The sequence below is a fragment of the Treponema putidum genome, from assembly GCF_000755145.1.
Lineage (GTDB): Bacteria > Spirochaetota > Spirochaetia > Treponematales > Treponemataceae > Treponema_B > Treponema_B putidum.
On record NZ_CP009228.1, the window covers coordinates 1,391,624 to 1,410,392 of the forward strand.

Here is an 18,769-nt window from a genome sequence, read left to right on the forward strand (position 1 = left end):
TAGACCGTGGGGCAGGTTGGTCTGCCTTAAAAAATTTATCCTAGGAGGATGCTATGGTTGATTTAAAAACCAAAAAAGTCATCATCATTGGTGACAGAGACGGCGTTCCCGGGGAGGCTATTAAGCTCTGTGCAGAATCGGCAGGTGCTGAGGTTGTATATGCTGCAACCGAATGCTTTGTCTGAACAAGCGCAGGAGCAATGGACTTGGAAAACCAAAAGCGAGTCAAAGATTTAGCTGAAAAATACGGTCCTGAGAACGTAATCGTTCTTTTGGGCGGTGCAGAAGCGGAATCTTCAGGTTTAGCCTGCGAAACTGTTACAGTAGGCGACCCGACTTTTGCAGGTCCGTTGGCTGGAGTCTCGTTGGGACTCTTGTGCTATCACGTGGCAGAACCGGAAATTAAGAGCCAAATAGACCCTGCGGTCTATGAAGCGCAGGTAAGCATGATGGAAATGGTTATGGACGTCGATGCTATCATCGCGGAAGTTTCGGAATACCGAAATAAAGGCTGCAAATTTCTGTAATGCCTTTTGAGGCTTATGAAGCGTAAAGCGCATGAGCTTCTTTCGTGTTAGTCAGCGGTGCGGTAATACAAAAATGACCCCATTCTTTAAAATGGAGCATTTTTGCAGCCCACCGCTTTTTTTATTCGTGCGGATGTTTAAGGCCATTGATAGCGTGTAATAATTGGGAATATGTTTTACAATAAGTATAGCGATTATACTCTTGTCTTTCTTTTAGGCTGATAACAGTTTTATTTAATTCTTCCGCATATTTTACCAACTCCGAATTTTTACTGTTGATACCTGCAAAAGATGCACCGCAATCTATAATCATATCCGATTTTTCAATTAAAAGTTTTGCTTCTTTAAATATTGTATCGTTTATAGGTTCAAAAGATTTTTGGACAAGGTATTCGATACTTAAAGACTTAGCTATAGGTGTGTCTAAGTCATTTTCAAATAGAATACCTGAGTTAAAACTTATTTCATATTTATTGAGAAGACGGTATACTGGAATTCCCCTGCCTTCGCCTCCGACAACAAAAATTTTGCAGAAGGTGTCTCGGCGTGCCAGTTCTATATTTCCTAAGAGGGTATTATATGAACCGTTTTTTATATCAAAGGCCTTACAAATCGACTTGTCGCTTATAATCTCTTCCGGCACTCCGTATAAGTAATTATTCTTGTCTAAAATTAAAAGTATTTTATCTGCAATTTTAGGTATCAAATCCAGTTCATGTAAAGAAAGAATGATAATCTTATTTCTTTCTCTAGCTAGGGTGCGCAAGATTCCCAGAAGATCTATTTTATATCTGATATCCAAAAAAGAAGTCGGCTCATCAAGAATCATTAGATCAGCTTCTTGGCAAATTGCTCTTGCAATCATTATACGCTGTTTTTCACCGTCACTTAACGAAAGAAATTCTTTGTGTTTTAATGCCTCTCCGTCTACGATTTTTATTGCATCATCAACAGCTATGTAATCTGCTTCCGTCATTTTTCCGAATTTATTTGTGTGAGGGTATCTGCCTGTTGCAACGATTTCTTCGGCAGTCATAAGATGAGGGCTTATCCTGTCGGTCAGAACTACACTTATTTTTTTTGCTTGTTCTATATTGTTAAGTTTTTCAATATCTTTTTCGCCTATAAAAACTTTTCCGCCTAATTTTTTTATGTGTTGTGTAATTGTTTTGATTATTGTTGATTTTCCTGATCCGTTAGGTCCCATAAGACAAAGTATTTGCCCTTGCTCTAATTCTACCTCAACGTTACCTATGATAATGGTGCTGCCGTATCCGACATCAAGTTTTTTTAATTTAAATAGTTCCATATTTTTTATTTTTACAGGTCATCAGATAAATGACAATCGGAGCTCCTATAATCGATGTAATTGTGCTTAGACTTAGTTCCGTAGGAGCAAATAATGTTCGTGCAAAATAGTCGCTTAAAAGAGAAAAACTTGCACCCATCAATGTAACTGCCGGTATCAGTATTTTAGGCTGCGAGGTTGAAATAATAAGACGCGTTAAATGAGGAACGGCTATACCTACAAAGGATATAGGCCCTGCAAATCCTGTAACACAGGCAGAAAGAATACTTGATAGAAAAATAAGGGCTAGTCTGAAATTTTTAACATTAACTCCCATGCTCTTTGCATAGTTTTCTCCGAGGAGATAGGCTTGTAAGGGTTTTGATAAACAGAATACTCCGATTACAGCCGGAACAATAATTATTGCAGAAATTTGAATCATCTTCCATGTGATGCCTGAAAAACTGCCCATCGACCACATAGTAAGTCCCGCAATTTTATAATCGGAAGCAAAAGCTATCATAAAATTTGTTCCCGCAGAGGCTATGTAGCCTATCATGATACCTACAACAATCAGTATTGAAATGTCTCTTACCCGTTTTGCAAAGGCTAATACTAAAAGCATCGATAGAATACTTCCTATAGCAGATGCAGAAAAAATCAGAAATAAAGAATTAAAAGAAATATTAAATGTAAAATTGGTTAAAATTATAAATCCGACAAAGAGCCGTGCTCCTGACGAAATACCTAATACATAGGGCCCTGCAATCGGGTTTCTAAAAAAAGTTTGTAATAAAAATCCCGATATCGATAAGGCAATACCGAAAAGAACGGCGGCAAGAATTCTCGGAAACCGTATTTTAAATAAAACATTATATTCCAAGGTACTTGGAGTTCTTTCTCCTATACAGATATCCCAAATATCTTTTAAGCTAAAAGATACGGAACCTGAAACAATATTTATTAATACCGCAACTATAAATAAAATTATCAGGATTATAAAAACTATGGTAATCCGTCTTTTCTTTTCGGTATGCATGTGTTATTTTTTTTCTGCCGGAACCGGTGCACTAAATAAATAGAAGTATTCCGTTTCGGTTAATTCTCCGGGTTTTGAATGAATTATTTTATTTAATTCTTCAATCATATCTGCAACATGATCTGCACTCTGATAGTAGTTGGGTTTAACGCCCCAAACTCGGTTTTCTTTTACGGCTTTTAGATCTTTTAAATATTCGGCAAAGGCGGTTAAATCTGAAGTACTTTTAATGGCACTTCCGTTTACGCTGTCATAAAAGAAGAAGTCTGCCTTTTCTGCTCCCTTATAAAATTCTTCAGCATTCATCTTTGTGTTTCCGTTTTTATCGGGATTTAAGTCTTTGAAAATATAGTTGATTCCAAGTATTTCAAACATCTTTACATTGTAATCTCCTGCATTTCGAATATAGAAGATATCTTTAGACATAAAAGCCGAAGCAAAGGTAGTCTTATTTGCGGATTTTTTGTTCATTTCTTCTACCGCATTTATTCTTGCCAATTCTTTTTCATAGTACCTATTTGCTTCTTTTTCTTTTCCCGTTATTTCTCCGGCAAATTTTACCCATTCAAGACGGGCTCGGGGGTCAGCTTCCTGATGATTTGAAACCCCTATCCACTTAAGTCCCAGTTCATCAAATTTGGAAATTATACCCGGAGTTCTTGCCATATTTTCGTAAGTCAATAAAATGGCATCTGCGTTTAATGCATGAAGCATTTCATAGTCTAAAGCGTTTTTACTACCGATAAATTTTATTTTACCGTCATCCATTCCTTTTTTTATTTCAGGAATTTTCCATGTGGAGGATTGTACGGATGTTCCTGTAACTTTATCCAACTCTCCTATAGGACGAAGAAGGGTTGCATGCACGGTCGATAAAATAATTAAAGACTTGACGGGCGTTTCAATGATATTAAGATTTTCTCCACCCTTTATTGTTTTGCCTCTTGGAACGAACCAAACTTCTCTTCCTTCAACATCGGTATACTTTTTTATTCCCTGTTCATAGTAATCGACAGAAAAAGATTTAGCATACTTTAATTCCAGTTGACCTATTTTTTTAAGGTCGGTTTCACTTTTTGTCTCTTGACTTCCCTTTGCCCACACTGATGTAAAAGAAAGCGTCATCAGTATTGCAGCAAACCAAATGGTAATTCGCTTTTTCATAATAATCCCCTTATGAAATTTGATCTTACTCCGTTTTAAGCGGCGGAGTATTCCGCTTTGCGGCTTCATAAGCTATTTCAATCTGCATTGAAATAAATTAAATGGACTCTGTTTTTTGTCAAGATTTTTACATGATACTCAAAATCAAATGGTTTGTCTATATATCCGTTTTTTTTGTTTTTTATTCTCCATAAGATTCCAACTCAGCTTCCATATTTAAAAATATGCTTTTTAATTTTTCAAGGCTTTCAGATTTTGCATTCCACATTTTACGCTGATTTGCCTCAAGTAAACGCTCTACTATTTGATAAGCTGCATTTTTATTAACCGATTTTATCCAGTTTAATGTGTTTTTATCAAAAAGAAAGGTCTTCGCAAAATCTTCATACATCCAATCTTCTACATTATCGGCGGCAGCATCCCAACCGAAGAGATTATCCATAACCTTGGATATTTCCTGTGCGCCTTTATAGCCATGCTCCTTTAAACCTTCAAGCCATTTTGGATTAAGAATTCTGGAGCGCATAACACGGGACGTCTCTTGATCTAAGGTCATGGTTTCAGGAATATTAATATCGGCAGTGTTTCCCACCGAAACATAGGGCTTTTTTCCCGACTTGGAAGTTACGGCAGCTATAAGCCCTCCGTGATAATTATAAAAATCATCGCAATCTAAAAGATCTATTTCACGACTTACTTCGTTTTTGATAGCCATATCGGTTTTGCTTAAAAGGTTTTCAAATGCCCTTGTATCTTTTTCTCCATGAAATTTTTTTGAATATGCATGGCTGCTCCATGTTATATAGGCTTCGGCAAGGTCTTCAAAGTTTTGCCATTTTTTTGATTCGATTAAATTTGCAAGTCCCGCCCCATAAGTTCCTGAAGGAGCGCTAAAAACTCTTACCGAGGCTCTATCCCTTGCCTTGTCGGCCGGTATTCCTTCATCTACAAATTTTTTAATTGTTTCTTGAATGTTTTTTTTAATGGGGTTCATTTCATCATCTTCATCAAGAAATGCTACCGAATTAACTGCCTCATCCATTAAAAAAATTAAATTCGGAAAGGAGTCTCTAAAAAGTCCTGAAATGCGCATTGTAACATCAATACGAGGCCGCCCCAATTCTTCAAGAGAAATTGCTTCCACTCCGCATACCGTCTGTGTGTTCTTTATGTAAAGAGGGCGTACACCCATAAGAAAAAATATTTCACCTATGTCTTCTCCATAGGTTTTCATTGTATTTGTGGAATATACAATGATAGCTATATTTTTCGGATAAGTTTTATGTTCTTTATAATATGCCGCTATTTGCAGAGAACCTAATTTTTTTCCTGTTTCGTATGCAGTCTTACTCGGAATTTCTTCAGGGTTAATTGAATAAAAATTTCTTCCTGTGGGCAGCAGCTTGATATTGCCTCGGCTTGGATTTCCGCCAAGGCTTGGTAAAATAAACTCTCCGTTTAAGCCCTTGATAAGGGAGGTTTTTTCATTATCGGTTTTTATAAGACGGGGATATATTTCCCTGCAAATAAATTTAAGGCTTTGTTTTAATTCGTAATTATTGGATTTATTGTTTTGAAAAAACGGCAGCTTATCAATAGCGGCTTCATTAAATTTTACTTCGTTTAGCTCACTGATTAACTTATCTGCTGTTTTCTTTGATTGTTCTAAAATTTTATAGTCATTAAAATTATTTTTTTCGGTATCGCTTAAATTTTTCCTAATCTCTTTAGGACTATATCCCAAAGAAATTATAATTGCATCCTCTAAGCCCTCCGTATCGTCTTGGCTAATTACAGATAATCCCTTTACTAATTGTAGCAAGCGTTTTTTTTTCAGGAGTCTTTCCATATATATGAAGCCCGTCCCTTACGATGGAATTTTTTATTTTGTGAATCCAATTATGAATTAAAATAAGGTTTTGTTCGGGATATTTAATTGCATCCTCATATTTTATTTTAAGATCCTTTAAAATAGAATGTTCATTTGCCAGTTTAAAAATACTTTCCGTTACGTTATTTTGTTGAGAGGGAGCCGACTGTTTAGCATGTTCATATTTTTCTAACATATCCTCTAATTCTTGAAGGTAGTCATAAGTATCCGATTCAGCAAAGCTTGGAATTAAATGACTTAAAATTGCAGCGTGGGATCGCCTTCTTGCCTGCATTCCTTCCCCCAATATACCTAAATTATAGATATAAAAATGAGGAATAGAATAGATATTTATGTCAGGATAACTTTCTTTTGAAAGAGCGATTTCTTTTCCCGGAAGCCATTCTAAAGTACCGTGTGTCCCCACATGGATAATAGCATCCGCCTTAAAAATATTGTCAACCCATTTGTAAAAGGCTAAGTATGAATGAGGGGGCGGATTGTGAGTGTCATGATAAGTTTCTATGATTGCATCTTCCGGGCTTCGTGCAGGCTGAAGTCCGATATAAATATTTCCGTCTATAATTCCCGGAATCACAATATGGTCATCCATAAGCATGGATAGGCCGGGAGGATTGCCCCATTTTTGTTTTAAATCAGTGCGGTTGAATTCGGGAAGATTTTTATACCAGTCTTCATATTTTTTTGAGCTTATGGAATCAGCTTTAAATTTCCAAATTGTTTCAGGTGATGTCCATTTCCATTCATTTGTTCCTCTGCGGATTAACTCATCGATAATTTCTTGTCCGTTTGAAAAATTGAAATCCAAACTATAATTTTCTTCCTTTAAAAATTGAAGTATGTTCCATAAAGAGTTCGGTGTATCCAATCCGTGGGCCGAACCTATTAGGTCATTTCTTGGAGGATAGTTGTGCAAAATAATTGCAATCCGCCTTTCTTGAGGCTTTTTATTTTTTAATTGGGCAAACCTGTGTACAAGTTCACATAGGGCTTTTACTCGTTCGGGCATTGGTACAAAAACCCGCCCTACAATTCCGTTTTTTTCTATTTCTTCGGAAGCAGCTATGGGTATAGTAATAATTTGACCGTCGATTTCAGGTTGATATATATTTAATGAAATCGAGGCTATGTCCAATCCTGAAGGTGATTTTTCAAATTCTTCTTTTGAAAGATAGCTTGTGATAGCTTGAAATACAGGAAGATTAAAATTTTCAAAACATGAATGAATAAAATTTTTAAATTCATTTTGGTAATAAGAAGATATGGTATATCCCGTTGTCAGAATTATTGCATCTATAATTAATTTTCCGTTAAAATAAAAATATTTTTCCATAGCTTGCAGTACCCCATCATTATCTTGCGGACCAAGTCTCCCGATAATGCAGATACATTCGGCTCCCTGTTTTTTTAGCTCCTCAATAACCGCGTCGACATGTCTCATATTTTGATTAAGTAAAAAAGGATAGTGTGCAACAATGCCTATAATGTTTTTTCCGGAAGCGGCAATATCGGATAATAATTTTTCTTCATCTTCATTAAGTAAATTTCCGTTCTTGTATATTCCTATTGTTTTTCTTTTTTTTAAAGGCTCTAAGATATAATTTGTCCCTGTTGTAATGTTTGAAAATAGTTTTATAAACTCTGCAATTTGATCCGATCCGCCTGCCTTAAAATAACTATGCAGTTTTATATATTCTTTCGGTTTAATAGAACTGTAAGACATAATTGAGCTGATTTCTTCAGGGATTGAACAATCAAAGAATATTTTTTTACCTTTTATAATTCGGATTACAGTTTCAAGGTTTTGTAAATGTGCGGATGAACCGTGAAAATGCATAATTATTGCATCAGATATTTTTAGTTTGCTGCACATTTGTTGGAATATACTTTTATCGGAATTTACTTTTATAACATCAAAGCAAAAAATATTTAAATTCATATTTTCAGAATCTTTCACCTGTTTTACAGCTGATTGAAATTCAAAGGCTCTGGTATCCCCATAAAAAATTCCCGTTAAATTCATCTCTTTTCCTCCATAATATCAATACGGGATAGAGAGTATTCCGTATTTTGATGTACAATCTCGGTTAGAATTTCAGGTTTTAAATCTTCTATTTGATAGTATCTTGCATTTAAATTTTTTGCAAGTTCTTCAGCAAGTGCTAATTTTACAAAACCCGATTCGGTATCTATAACAACAGAATAAATATTTTCATGCCTTATTTTTTTAGAAATAAAAAGAGCATCCTTAATGGGCTCATCAAAAAAAACGGAACCGTGATTAGATCTTCCGTCTGTAATTAAAAATAGCAAAGGAATCATATCTTTATTTTTTAGCTTATGTATTTTAAAATATTCCAAGGCTTTGTTTAAGCCTAGAGATAGGGGTGTTTTGCCTATTGTTGGGATTATCTGTAACTCTCTTTTTGCAAGCAAGACGCTTCTTGTAAAGGGTAATATTATCTCCGCCTTTGTTCCGGAAAAGGTAATCATAGAAACTTCGTCATGTTTTTGGTAAGAATCCATCAATAAAGATAGGATCGCATTTTTTGTTTCTTTCATCCGCTTCATTGCGCCCATTGAACCGCTTGCATCTACTAAAAAAATAATAGAGGCACCTATACGGGTTTTCCTTTTTTTGAATTTATAATCATCTTTGTTTATTTTAATAATGCCTTCTTTAGGCTTTATTTGATGCGAAGCGGCCGATTTTATTGTGGGTATAATAGCCAGATTATGAAGATTTTGATTTGACCTTGTGCAGCCGAATGTCTTTCCTTTTAGTTCATCGGTGCGGGTCTTATTTCTTTTGCCTAGCCCTTTTCTAAAAGAATTATCTTCATTAATGTTTAAAAGATTTTTTATTTTAAAAATTTTATCTGCAAGCTCCGTATCCGGATTCTTATAGTTTATTCCTTTTTGATTATTGGTATTATGATCTTTGTCTTCTGTGGAGTTGTTTTTATTATTTGAAATTCGGGATTTTGATTCTATTTTTTTATTAGTTTTTTCTTCTGTTTTATTTTTATCGGAATTCTTTTTATCATCATTGTCTTTGTCCGATTTTATTTTGTTATTGTTTTGTGTTTCGGATAAGTTGTTTTTTCTGTGTTTAAGAACCAGCTCGGCGGCTTCTTGTAAGTTTTTGTCTGTGATATATCTGAGGTTGTCAATGGCTGCAAGAGCTCTTGCCGTGTGTACAAGACAAATGCTCGCTCTGTAACCTAAGCAGTTTGCTTCTTTGCTAAGAGCTTCAGCTTTTGTAATTATCGAGTCCGATATTTTTATTCGGTTTAATATTTTTTTTGCAAGCTGAATTTTATCGGATAAAATTTTATCTTCTTTTTTTAATTTTTCAATCAGGTTTCTATCTCCATTATCAAGGTCTAAATTTATTTTTAATATTTTTAATCTTTCTTCTTTGTTTAAATTTGAATTTGTTTCTACATAGATTGAAAATTTATCAGTAATCGAATTGTTTAAAAATCCTTCTTCAGGATTCATTGTACCTATGAGCTTGGACTCTATTATTCTTTTATCGGAGTATCCGTCACGTTCTATTTGAATAAAACCTGTTTCTATTGCATCCAATATCGTATTGATATACTCATTCGGAAAGAGGTTTATCTCATCAATATATAAAATTTTATTTTCGGCTTTGGTTAAGATTCCTTGTTGAAAATGATTTTTACCAGATTCAAGTGTTTTTTTTATATCCAAACCGCCGAATAAATTTTCCTCTGTTATATTGAGCGGGACATTAACGATAGAAATATCGGAAATGTTTTTTAAGCTTCCTGCTGCAATGCTTTTTCCGGTTCCCTTTCCTCCGGCTATAAGGAGGCTGTTTATTTTATCGCTGACAGCAAGGATAAGGAGTGCCCTTACTAATTTTTTTTGACCTACAAGGATGCTAAAAGGATAATCAAAGCCTTTCATTCAGAATATTCTCAATGTCTGATCGGTTTAATGGGTTTATTTCTTCAAAAGGTTTTTTTCTAAGCCTGTGAGAATAGACCATTTGGGCTAAACGGATAATATCGTCTTTTGTAACTTCATCCCTTTCGCGAAAGGCTGCATAGGCCTTAGCGGCTCTAACTAAGGTTAGGTCTCCTCTGTGCCCGTCCACGTTTAGACCTATGGAAAGGCTTACAACCAAGTTTAAAATCTCATCTCTTACTTTAATATAAGGAAAATGTTTTTGAGCTTCTTTTATTTTTGATACTAATTTTTTTTCTTCTTGATAAGAAGAGTTTATAAATTCTACAGGATCAGTTTCAAAGGCCAGCCTTTTTTTTATAATTTCTTTTCTTAAAGCACCATCCTTTTCGCTTTTTACATCTACCAATAAGCCGAAGCGGTCTAAAAGCTGCGGCCTTAATTCTCCTTCTTCAGGATTCATTGTTCCTATTAAAATAAATTTGGATGAATGACTGTATGAAATTCCATCTCTTTCTATTGTATTTACACCCATGGCAGCCGCATCCAATAAGAGGTCGACTATATAATCCTCCAATAGATTTATCTCATCTGCATATAAAATATTTCCGTCAGCTTCTGCTAAGATTCCTTTTTGAAGAACTTTTTCTCCCGTTTTTAAAACTCTTTCTATATCTATTGAACCGGCGACTCTGTCTTCCGTAGCATTTATAGGAAGCTCCACAACTTTAAGGCTTTCTCCATGCCTTTGCATCAGATCTCCTATTCCCCGCACAATTGTAGATTTTCCGGTTCCCTTTTCTCCTCGTATAAGGACACCCGAAATTTCAGGACATATTAAATTTAAAATTATTGCAAGCTTTATATCTTCCTGTCCCTCAATTTGTACAAATGGAAAAATCTTTTTTTCAGTCATAAAATCTCCGTGATATTTACTCCAGCACCTAAAGGGATATTAACATTACGATAGCTGAAAGTCAAGGAGAGGGGAAATTTCTATCATTTTTTATATTATAAAATAATGTTATTAGATTTAAAAAAATATAACGAAGGAACTACAGTTCCAAGTTTAAGAACTGAAACACTTAATAAATTAAAATTTAATATTCCAAAGTTGGAATAACAAAAAAAGATTTTATCCGTATCAGAACCTATTGATAAAAAAATCAAAAGTCTTATTAAGATAAATGATAATTTAGCGGGTTAAATCACGAATAAAATCAAAACAATCGGATAAAAAAGATTGTTATTTTATTGCAATTGTAAAACCAACTTTTTACCTAATACATTTGCTGCTTTTGTTAGCGTAGCCAAGGTAACCGAATCATTTTTAGGATTAAGAAGTCTATTCAATGCGGCTCTTGATGTATTCATTTTTTTTGCCATCTCTGTTTTGTTAATATTTTGAGCATTCATTTCATTCACCAAATTATATGAAATTAATCTTTTTATAGCTTCATTTCTAACTTCAACCTCAATATTTTCTTCTTCAAGAAAATCTTCAAAAGAGCTTCCTACATATTTTTTATTCATAGTGCCTCCCGAGTACTAAATTCTTTCTTTTTTTACTCAAACCTATATCCTCTTGCGGAGTTTTTTGGCTTTTCTTTATAATTGCATGGAGCAATATCATATTTCTTTCTAATATCGTAAAAAACACTCTGCTGATTCTTTTATCCGAAATATTTGAACGCACCTCTCATAAATTTGAATCAAGCTTTCTTACAGCAGGATATCCGATAGGCCAAGACATTTCTATTGCCATTATATCGGCTCCTATTGTTTTTCGATCATCCGGAGCTAAGTCTTTTAGAAAATCACGAACAGGTTCATTTCCTGTTTCGGTCTTAAAGAATTTAGCTATAACTGCTTTATCCATTTTCATTGAATATATTGTACCAAATTTGATACTTTTTATCAAGTAATAACAATAAATTAGTATAAAAAATAGCTTTAACCTAAGATTGATTATCCTTGAATTCAGTGATTATTAGCTTTGCATTCTATATCTCGATGTTTGAAATATCTATCTCTCCAGAAATGAGCTTTGGTAATAGAGTGTCGCGGAGGGATGTAAGGCGATCAATTTCCATATTATTTTTAAAAGTAATTTCAAACATAGGTTTTACAATTTGGTTAAATTTTATATTTGTAGACCTAGAAGGTATTATTATCGAAGACTCTTTTATCGCTGCAGATGATAAGTTAACCTGAACTCCGCTATTAGCACGACTCCTTAAATCTTGTAAAAAATCCTTACTATTTGTAAGTAAGTATATGTATGGATATGATATTTCATATTTTCCATTGCATCTGAGTAATCCTACTCTTTGATTGAGTAAATATTGATTATCTACAGCCATAACAGCTGTATTACCAAGAATTGCAACATTATCCTTCATGTCTGTCATAGCCATAAGTATATCACCTTTGCAAAGAATATATTTTTGTAAATTTTCAGACTTTTTTTTAGGAAACCAGCTTTTTGTTCCTGTAGGTATAAAACCGCCTCCAGATTTTATGTGTCCTTGTTTAAATACTGCATAACAACTTTTTTTTTGTTTATTTAATAATTCTTTGCTTTTAAAAGCATATCCATTATAAAATTTTATAACATCTTCCAAATTCCCAATCTTCCAATCATCAGGCATTACACCGCCAAATGGCTCAAAATCGACGAACCAGGCTTTAAAAATAGCCTGAGCTTGCTGCTCTAAATTATCATTTAGCTTAATACTGCTTTATCTGACTTGGCAATTTATCGATAAAAGGTTATAATCTTAAATCTAAGGTTAATAACTATATGCAGAATTATGATTACGCTTATGAAGCTAAAGAGAAAAATCCTATTTTGGCAATTTGCTATGATTTTGATAAAACTTTGTCACCAGATGATATGCAAGCTCAAGGTTATATCCAATCTATCAATTATCAAGTCCAAGATTTTTGGGAAGAATCCAACAAGCTTGCCGCAGACAATGAAATGGATCAAAATTTAGCCTATATGTATTTAATGTCTAAGAAGTCAAGAGGAAAAGTTTTATTTACAAAGGATAAATTAAAGGACTATGGTTCTAAAGTAACGCTCTTTCCTGGCGTAGATACATGGTTTGATAGAATAAATGACTATGGAAATAAGAAAAATGTTAAAGTTGAGCATTATATAATTTCATCAGGGCTTAAAGAAATGATAGAAGGAACGGTAGTTGCAAATAAATTTAAAAAGATATATGCAAGTTCTTTTTATTATGATTCTGATAATGTTGCTGTTTGGCCGGCTCAAGCTGTAAATTATACCAACAAGACACAATTTTTATTTCGAATCGAAAAAGGTGTTTTAGATGTAAATGATCAAAGAATTAATTCTCATTTTGAACCAAAGGAATATAGAGTACCTTTTAGAAATATTGTTTATATAGGTGATAGCGATACTGATATACCATGTATGAAGCTTGTAAATATAAATGGGGGACATTCAATTGGTGTTTACAATGCCGAAACTAAGGATAAATCAAAAGTATTCCGAATGCTTGATGAAAATAGAATAAAGTACTTTGTTCCTGCCGATTATAGTGAAGATTCAAAATTAGAAATGTTGATTAAAATGATTATTGACCGTACCCAATCTAATGAGCTCCTTCAAGATTTACATTTCGAATGTGTGGATGAAAAAGCTGTAGAAACAAGAAATATTACTCAAGAGGATAAGAATAAGGATGTTTTAATTAATAGCCTTGAAGAAAGTAGAAGTTTTGCTAATACGCATTCAATAATCTCTCAATTGCGTGAAATAAACTCATGGTCACCGGAACAAACAAATAAGCTGTTAGATATAGCTTTGACAAATAGACAGGTAGCATATATTTTGACAGATACTGATGTAAAACAATTTTATGAAAGTGTTGTAAAGGATATAGATAAAGATTATTTTGATGAGATTTTTGATAATGATAATATCAATAAAATAAAACAAATGTTAAATCTATAGAGGAACCGATATGTCGACATCATTTACCGAAAACGATTATGAAAATTCAATTATTGAGCTGTTTAGAAATAATTTAGGATATAATTATGTTTACGGCCCCGATGTCGAGCGTAATTTTTCCAGTCCCCTATATGATTCGGTTTTAGAAGATTGCCTTTACCGCTTAAATAAAAAGCTTCCAAAGGAGGCAATACAGAATGCTCTTTTTAAATTAAAACATTTTGAAAACGGTGAGTTAGCTCATAAAAATGAAATTTTTACCGACTATCTTCAAAACGGCATACCTGTACATTATCTTGATAAAAATGAAACAAGATCGGGAATTGTATATCTAGCTGATTATAAAAACCCTCAAAACAATTCCTTTATAATTGCCAATCAATGGACCTTTACCGAAAACAGCAATAAACGTCCCGATATAATTTTATTTTTAAACGGTCTTCCTATAGTATTGATGGAACTAAAGTCTCCTTCACGGGAAGAAACTGATGCTTCGGATGCGTACCGCCAAATCCGCAATTATATGACCGAAATACCTTCAATGTTTATCTACAACGCAATCTGTGTTATGAGCGATCAGTTGACTTCAAAGGCCGGAACCATAACTTCAGGCGAAGACCGCTTTATGGAATGGAAAACAAAAGACGGCAGTTACGAAAACACTCAATATGCCCAATTTGATACCTTTTTTGAAGGCCTTTTTCAAAAAGAAAGACTGCTTGATATTATAAAAAACTTTATCTGCTTTTCAAACGAAGGTTTACAAACTTTTAAAATTCTTGCAGGCTACCACCAATATTTTGCAGTGCGAAAGGCTGTTTTTTCTACCAAAAAGGCTGCACACAGTAACGGAAAAGGCGGAGTTTTTTGGCATACCCAAGGCAGCGGGAAATCTCTGTCCATGGTGTTTTATGCACACCTATTACAGGAAGCCTTGGAAAGTCCGACAATTGTAGTTATTACGGATAGAAATGATCTTGATGATCAGCTTTATGGTCAATTTCTTAAGTGCAAAGAATTTTTACGTCAAGAACCTATACAGGCTGAAAGCAGGAAGGATTTAAAAAAACTTCTTGCCGGAAGAAAGGCAAACGGAATAATCTTTACAACGATGCAAAAGTTTGAAGAATCTGCCGAGGCTCTTTCAGAAAGGCGGAATATAGTTGTTATGGCTGATGAAGCCCATCGAGGACAATACGGACTTACCGAGCAAATTAAAATAACAAAAAATAAGGCCGGAGAGGAAGTCGCAAAAAGAGTTATAGGCACTGCCCGTATTATTAGGAACAGTCTTCCAAATGCGAGTTATATAGGTTTTACCGGCACTCCTATTTCCGCTGCTGACAGAAGTACCCGAGAAGTATTCGGCGACTACATCGATATTTATGATATGACTCAAGCAGTAGAAGATGGAGCAACCCGCCCTGTGTACTATGAAAGCCGGGTTATCAAACTTAAACTTGATAAAAAAACTTTGCAGCTGATAGATGAAGAATATGACCTCATGGCTAAAAATGCCGATGAAGAAGTTATCGAGAAAAGTAAGCATGAGCTTGGCAAGATGGAGGTGCTCTTGGGCAATGATGAAACTATAGACTCCCTTGTAAACGATATACTCTTTCATTATGAAAATAACAGAGCTCATCTTCTTACGGGTAAGGCCATGATTGTCGCTTATACCCGTTCAATAGCTATGAAAATTTACAAAAAGATCTTGGAGTTTCGTCCCGGATGGAAAGAAAAAGTTGCCGTTGTTATGACCTCTGCAAATACCGATGCCGAAGAGTGGAGAGAGATTATCGGGAACAAAAATCACAGGGATAAATTAGCAAAAGAATTTAAAGATAATAAAAGTCCTTTAAAAATTGCAATCGTAGTAGATATGTGGCTGACAGGGTTCGATGTTCCTTCCCTTGCCACTATGTACATATATAAACTTATGGCCGGACATAATCTTATGCAGGCTATCGCCAGAGTCAACCGCGTATTTCAAGATAAAGAAGGCGGTCTCATTGTCGATTATGTGGGAATAGCAGGTGCCTTAAAGCAGGCCATGAACGATTATACAAACCGAGACAAAAATAATTACGGTAATACCGACATTTTAACCGCTGCCTATCCGACCTTCCTTGAAAAACTTTCTATATGTAAGGATATGTTTCATGGTTATGATTATTCAAGTTTTATGAAAGGAAGCGATCTTGAAAGGGCAAGGTCAATAAGCGGTGCCGTCAACTTTATACTTGCCCAAGAAAAAGAAGAAGAAAAAAATATCTTTATAAAAGAAGCTCTTATGATGAGGCAGGCCTTATCTCTTTGTTCATCCGTAGTTGAAGAAAATTTGCGCTTTGAGGCTGCCTTTTTTGAATCGGTTAGAGTCTTCCTTTCAAGGCTTACAAATGAAGGAAGCGGTAAAAAGATTTCGTTACCTGAAATGAATGAACGCATAAACTCGCTTTTAAAACAGAGCATAAAAAGCGAGGGCGTTATAAACCTCTTTTCGGACATTAAAGAAAAATTCTCTCTTTTTTCTCCCAAGTTTCTTGAAGAAATTTCCAAGATGAAGGAAAGAAATTTAGCCGTTGAATTATTAAAAAGGCTCATTGCAGAACAAGTAAGAATTTATCGAAGAAGCAATGTAGTTAAGTCCGAAAAATTCAGCGAGATAATGCAGAGAACCGTTAACTCATACTTAAACGGGCTTATCACAAATGAAGAAGTTATAGCCGAAATGCTGAAACTTGCCAAGCAAATTATAAGTGCCGAAAAAGAAGGCCAAGACCTGGGCTTAAGTGCCGAAGAGGCAGCCTTCTACGATGCTCTTACAAAACCTCAGGCTATAAAAGATTTCTATCAAAACGAAGAACTGATTGCAATAACAAAGGAGCTTACCGAAACCCTGCGCAAAAATAAAGCCGTAGATTGGCAAATAAGAGAGAGTGCACGGGCTCGTATGCGTATGCTCATTAAAAGACTTCTAAAAAAACATAAATATCCGCCCGAAGGTATGGAAGACGCAGTTCAAACCGTTATGATCCAATGCGAGCTTTGGGCCGACAATCTAATGGATTCTGATGGACCGGAATTTAACAAAACGGATTATGATGAAACAAGTTATTTAGACTCCGGAAATAATAACTATGTAGAAATTGCTGCAGAAAGAGAAGCGGTTTATCTGTAGCCTGACTTAATTCTTCCTGCGGTTTTTAAAGAAAGGTTGATTATCATTATGGATTCAAATTCTTTAGAAAGTATCGGTGCCGGCATATGTGCAAGAATGACAAGCTCTCCGTCAATTTTAAATGAAGCCGAATCATCATCACTTTTTACCGGATTTTTCAAACTGCACTGTGTTTTACCCTCAGTGCAGCTTTTTTGTTTTATCTTACCTTTTCTTCAACCTTACTTTCGGTTCGCTTGCGATGCCGAATTTGGGGAAGATTCTGTCGATACCGAAGAGGGTAAATAACAGAATGGTTATAACCGAAATATGGGCCATAAAGTTATACTTTATTATCTGTGTCTGACTGAATTGATAAAGAGGATATACCGTACCGGCGATGCCTATAAAAAAGCTTAAATAAACATGCCAAGGAATTAGCTGGGAACCGAAGATGCCGAGGGCTGAGGAGAAGGTTGCGTTCCTCAATTTTAAAGAATAAAGATCTTTTTCATCTCCTTCTACGTTTTCTTCAGTAATGTCCCTTATAATCGGGCCGACGGTAACTATTTGAGCCATCTCGTCGGCAAGGGCTGCGTTTCCTAATAAAGAAATAATACCGTTCCAGAACATCAGCTGTCTTACGTTTCGGGAAAGTTTTACGGCAAGGTTTGACAGAGGTCTAAAGGCATCCATCTTCGACATAATTCCGCCGAAGGCCGCTACCCACATCATCATTATGATAACCCATGAACCTGCCCCTACAAAGCCGTTATACACTATGTCAAAAAAGGCAAGAAGACCCGAAACCGTTCCTGCAAAGCGGCCTAAGATAAAGCATGAAACGATACCTGCGCCAAGGCAAAGAAGGGTAGAGTAGCCCATTAAAGCAATTCCTATAACCAAAATGAGCGGAATTACCATGTAAATGGGGACTCCGTTTTGTACTTGATAGAGGAGGTCTACTGCAACAGGCTTTTCTTCGGCTAATTTTGCCCAAACATCCTGCGGAATAGCCTCTATGGCCTTTTGAGGGCTTACAGCATCACCGGGAAGGCTTAAGCCGGCAATTAAAAATAAAACTCCTGACAGAATCAAACACATAAGCGACCAAAGCCCTTGATTTTTCATACGGTGGGTAACTTCAACCCTATGAATGCCTGAGCTTACGACTGTTGTGTCTGAAATAAGCCCTAGATTATCGCCGAAACATGAGCCGCCTGCAATTGCTGCAATGCTTAAAACCATGTTTCCGTTTAAAATGTGGGTCATCCACAAGAAAATGGGAGCACATGCTGCAAAGGTTCCCCATGAGGTTCCGGTTGCAACCGACAATACTGAGGAAACCAAAAAAGCAACAAGGGCTACAGTTCTGGCGGAAATTCCTATATGTAGGCTTAAGGTAATAATGGAAGCTCCGACTCCTGTGGACATAAAGGCATCAGCCATAGCATAGGCAAACATAAGGATAAAAAACACCAACTGCATTTCCTTAACATTGTCTATGGCAGAGTTTAAAATATCATTGAATTTGAATTTTTCGGTTATCATAGCGACTATGGAAGCGTAGATTACGGCTATGGGGGCTATGATTAAAATGTCCAGCTTAAATCCTAAAGCAGTTGAAAAAGATTCTATGTTTGAAATCATCATCAAACCTGCAAGCAATAAGACCGGAGAGAGCTTAAAAAAAGCGCGCATAAAGTCTCCTTTTATGTGAAATAGGGATGCTAGTATATCATATTTATAAAAAAAAGTGTATAGGATAATTGC

The 18,769-nt window shown here is 35.3% G+C and carries 17 protein-coding genes; 4 read left to right on the top strand and 13 right to left on the bottom strand.

What is annotated here, in order from left to right:
- The first annotated feature begins 53 nt into the window (after positions 1 to 53).
- Entirely contained in the window at positions 54 to 527 is a 474-nt protein-coding gene (gene grdA / locus JO40_RS06270) for a glycine/sarcosine/betaine reductase complex selenoprotein A (protein ID WP_084224521.1), read from the top strand.
- A gap of 121 nt (positions 528 to 648) precedes the next feature.
- On the opposite strand, the gene JO40_RS06275 is transcribed toward grdA, so the two are convergent.
- The 7 genes from JO40_RS06275 to JO40_RS06300 form a co-directional block, all read right to left on the bottom strand.
- Entirely contained in the window at positions 649 to 1,836 is a 1,188-nt protein-coding gene (locus tag JO40_RS06275; protein ID WP_044978598.1) for an ABC transporter ATP-binding protein, read from the bottom strand.
- Entirely contained in the window at positions 1,823 to 2,854 is a 1,032-nt protein-coding gene (locus tag JO40_RS06280) for a FecCD family ABC transporter permease (protein WP_044978599.1), read from the bottom strand. The genes JO40_RS06275 and JO40_RS06280 overlap by 14 nt, the downstream gene beginning before the upstream one ends.
- 3 nt (positions 2,855 to 2,857) lie before the next feature.
- Positions 2,858 to 4,018, bottom strand: a complete 1,161-nt coding sequence (locus JO40_RS06285; RefSeq protein WP_044979729.1) for an ABC transporter substrate-binding protein — start codon at positions 4,016 to 4,018, stop codon at positions 2,858 to 2,860.
- Between the two features lie 181 nt (positions 4,019 to 4,199).
- Positions 4,200 to 5,867, bottom strand: coding sequence for a cobaltochelatase subunit CobN (locus tag JO40_RS14615; protein ID WP_245609049.1), 1,668 nt, complete (start codon positions 5,865 to 5,867; stop codon positions 4,200 to 4,202).
- Positions 5,806 to 7,932, bottom strand: a complete 2,127-nt coding sequence (locus tag JO40_RS14620) for a cobaltochelatase subunit CobN (RefSeq protein ID WP_245609050.1) — start codon at positions 7,930 to 7,932, stop codon at positions 5,806 to 5,808. The genes JO40_RS14615 and JO40_RS14620 overlap by 62 nt, the downstream gene beginning before the upstream one ends.
- The gene (locus tag JO40_RS06295) at positions 7,929 to 9,848 is read right to left on the bottom strand and encodes a magnesium chelatase subunit D family protein (RefSeq protein WP_044978600.1); all 1,920 of its coding nucleotides are present in this window, start codon (positions 9,846 to 9,848) and stop codon (positions 7,929 to 7,931) included. The genes JO40_RS14620 and JO40_RS06295 overlap by 4 nt, the downstream gene beginning before the upstream one ends.
- Positions 9,835 to 10,764 (bottom strand): magnesium chelatase ATPase subunit I, encoded by a 930-nt coding sequence (locus JO40_RS06300; RefSeq protein ID WP_044978601.1) that lies wholly within the window; start codon positions 10,762 to 10,764, stop codon positions 9,835 to 9,837. The genes JO40_RS06295 and JO40_RS06300 overlap by 14 nt, the downstream gene beginning before the upstream one ends.
- Positions 10,765 to 10,818: 54 nt before the next feature.
- On the opposite strand from JO40_RS06300, the gene JO40_RS15330 reads away from it, so the two are divergent.
- A complete protein-coding gene (locus JO40_RS15330) occupies positions 10,819 to 10,971 on the top strand; it encodes a restriction endonuclease subunit S (protein ID WP_420857539.1) in 153 nt (50 codons plus the stop codon).
- A gap of 128 nt (positions 10,972 to 11,099) precedes the next feature.
- On the opposite strand, the gene JO40_RS06305 is transcribed toward JO40_RS15330, so the two are convergent.
- The 4 genes from JO40_RS06305 to JO40_RS06315 form a co-directional block, all read right to left on the bottom strand.
- Positions 11,100 to 11,381: a helix-turn-helix domain-containing protein gene (locus JO40_RS06305; protein ID WP_044978602.1), complete on the bottom strand. Its 282-nt coding sequence runs from the start codon at positions 11,379 to 11,381 to the stop codon at positions 11,100 to 11,102.
- On the bottom strand, positions 11,374 to 11,481 hold the full coding sequence (locus JO40_RS14625) for a type II toxin-antitoxin system RelE/ParE family toxin (RefSeq protein ID WP_245609066.1): 108 nt from the start codon (positions 11,479 to 11,481) through the stop codon (positions 11,374 to 11,376). The genes JO40_RS06305 and JO40_RS14625 overlap by 8 nt, the downstream gene beginning before the upstream one ends.
- A gap of 66 nt (positions 11,482 to 11,547) precedes the next feature.
- Entirely contained in the window at positions 11,548 to 11,733 is a 186-nt protein-coding gene (locus JO40_RS14630) for a hypothetical protein (RefSeq protein WP_245608768.1), read from the bottom strand.
- Positions 11,734 to 11,851: 118 nt separating this feature from the next.
- Positions 11,852 to 12,499 carry a restriction endonuclease subunit S gene (locus JO40_RS06315; protein ID WP_049992350.1) on the bottom strand — a complete coding sequence of 216 codons (648 nt, stop codon included), beginning with the start codon at positions 12,497 to 12,499 and terminating at the stop codon, positions 11,852 to 11,854.
- A 152-nt stretch (positions 12,500 to 12,651) separates the two neighbouring features.
- Between JO40_RS06315 and JO40_RS06320 the strand changes: the two genes are divergently transcribed.
- Positions 12,652 to 13,836 (top strand): HAD family hydrolase, encoded by a 1,185-nt coding sequence (locus tag JO40_RS06320; protein ID WP_044978603.1) that lies wholly within the window; start codon positions 12,652 to 12,654, stop codon positions 13,834 to 13,836.
- 10 nt (positions 13,837 to 13,846) lie between these two features.
- The gene (locus JO40_RS06325) at positions 13,847 to 17,017 is read left to right on the top strand and encodes a type I restriction endonuclease subunit R (RefSeq protein WP_044978604.1); all 3,171 of its coding nucleotides are present in this window, start codon (positions 13,847 to 13,849) and stop codon (positions 17,015 to 17,017) included.
- On the opposite strand, the gene JO40_RS13895 is transcribed toward JO40_RS06325, so the two are convergent.
- Together JO40_RS13895 and JO40_RS06330 are read right to left on the bottom strand one after the other, a co-directional pair.
- Complete coding sequence (locus JO40_RS13895) at positions 17,008 to 17,178, bottom strand: hypothetical protein (RefSeq protein WP_158506575.1); 171 nt, start codon at positions 17,176 to 17,178, stop codon at positions 17,008 to 17,010. The two genes, JO40_RS06325 and JO40_RS13895, sit on opposite strands and share 10 nt — an antisense overlap.
- A gap of 43 nt (positions 17,179 to 17,221) precedes the next feature.
- The gene (locus JO40_RS06330; RefSeq protein ID WP_044978605.1) at positions 17,222 to 18,697 is read right to left on the bottom strand and encodes a Na+/H+ antiporter NhaC family protein; all 1,476 of its coding nucleotides are present in this window, start codon (positions 18,695 to 18,697) and stop codon (positions 17,222 to 17,224) included.
- Between the last annotated feature and the right edge of the window lie 72 nt (positions 18,698 to 18,769).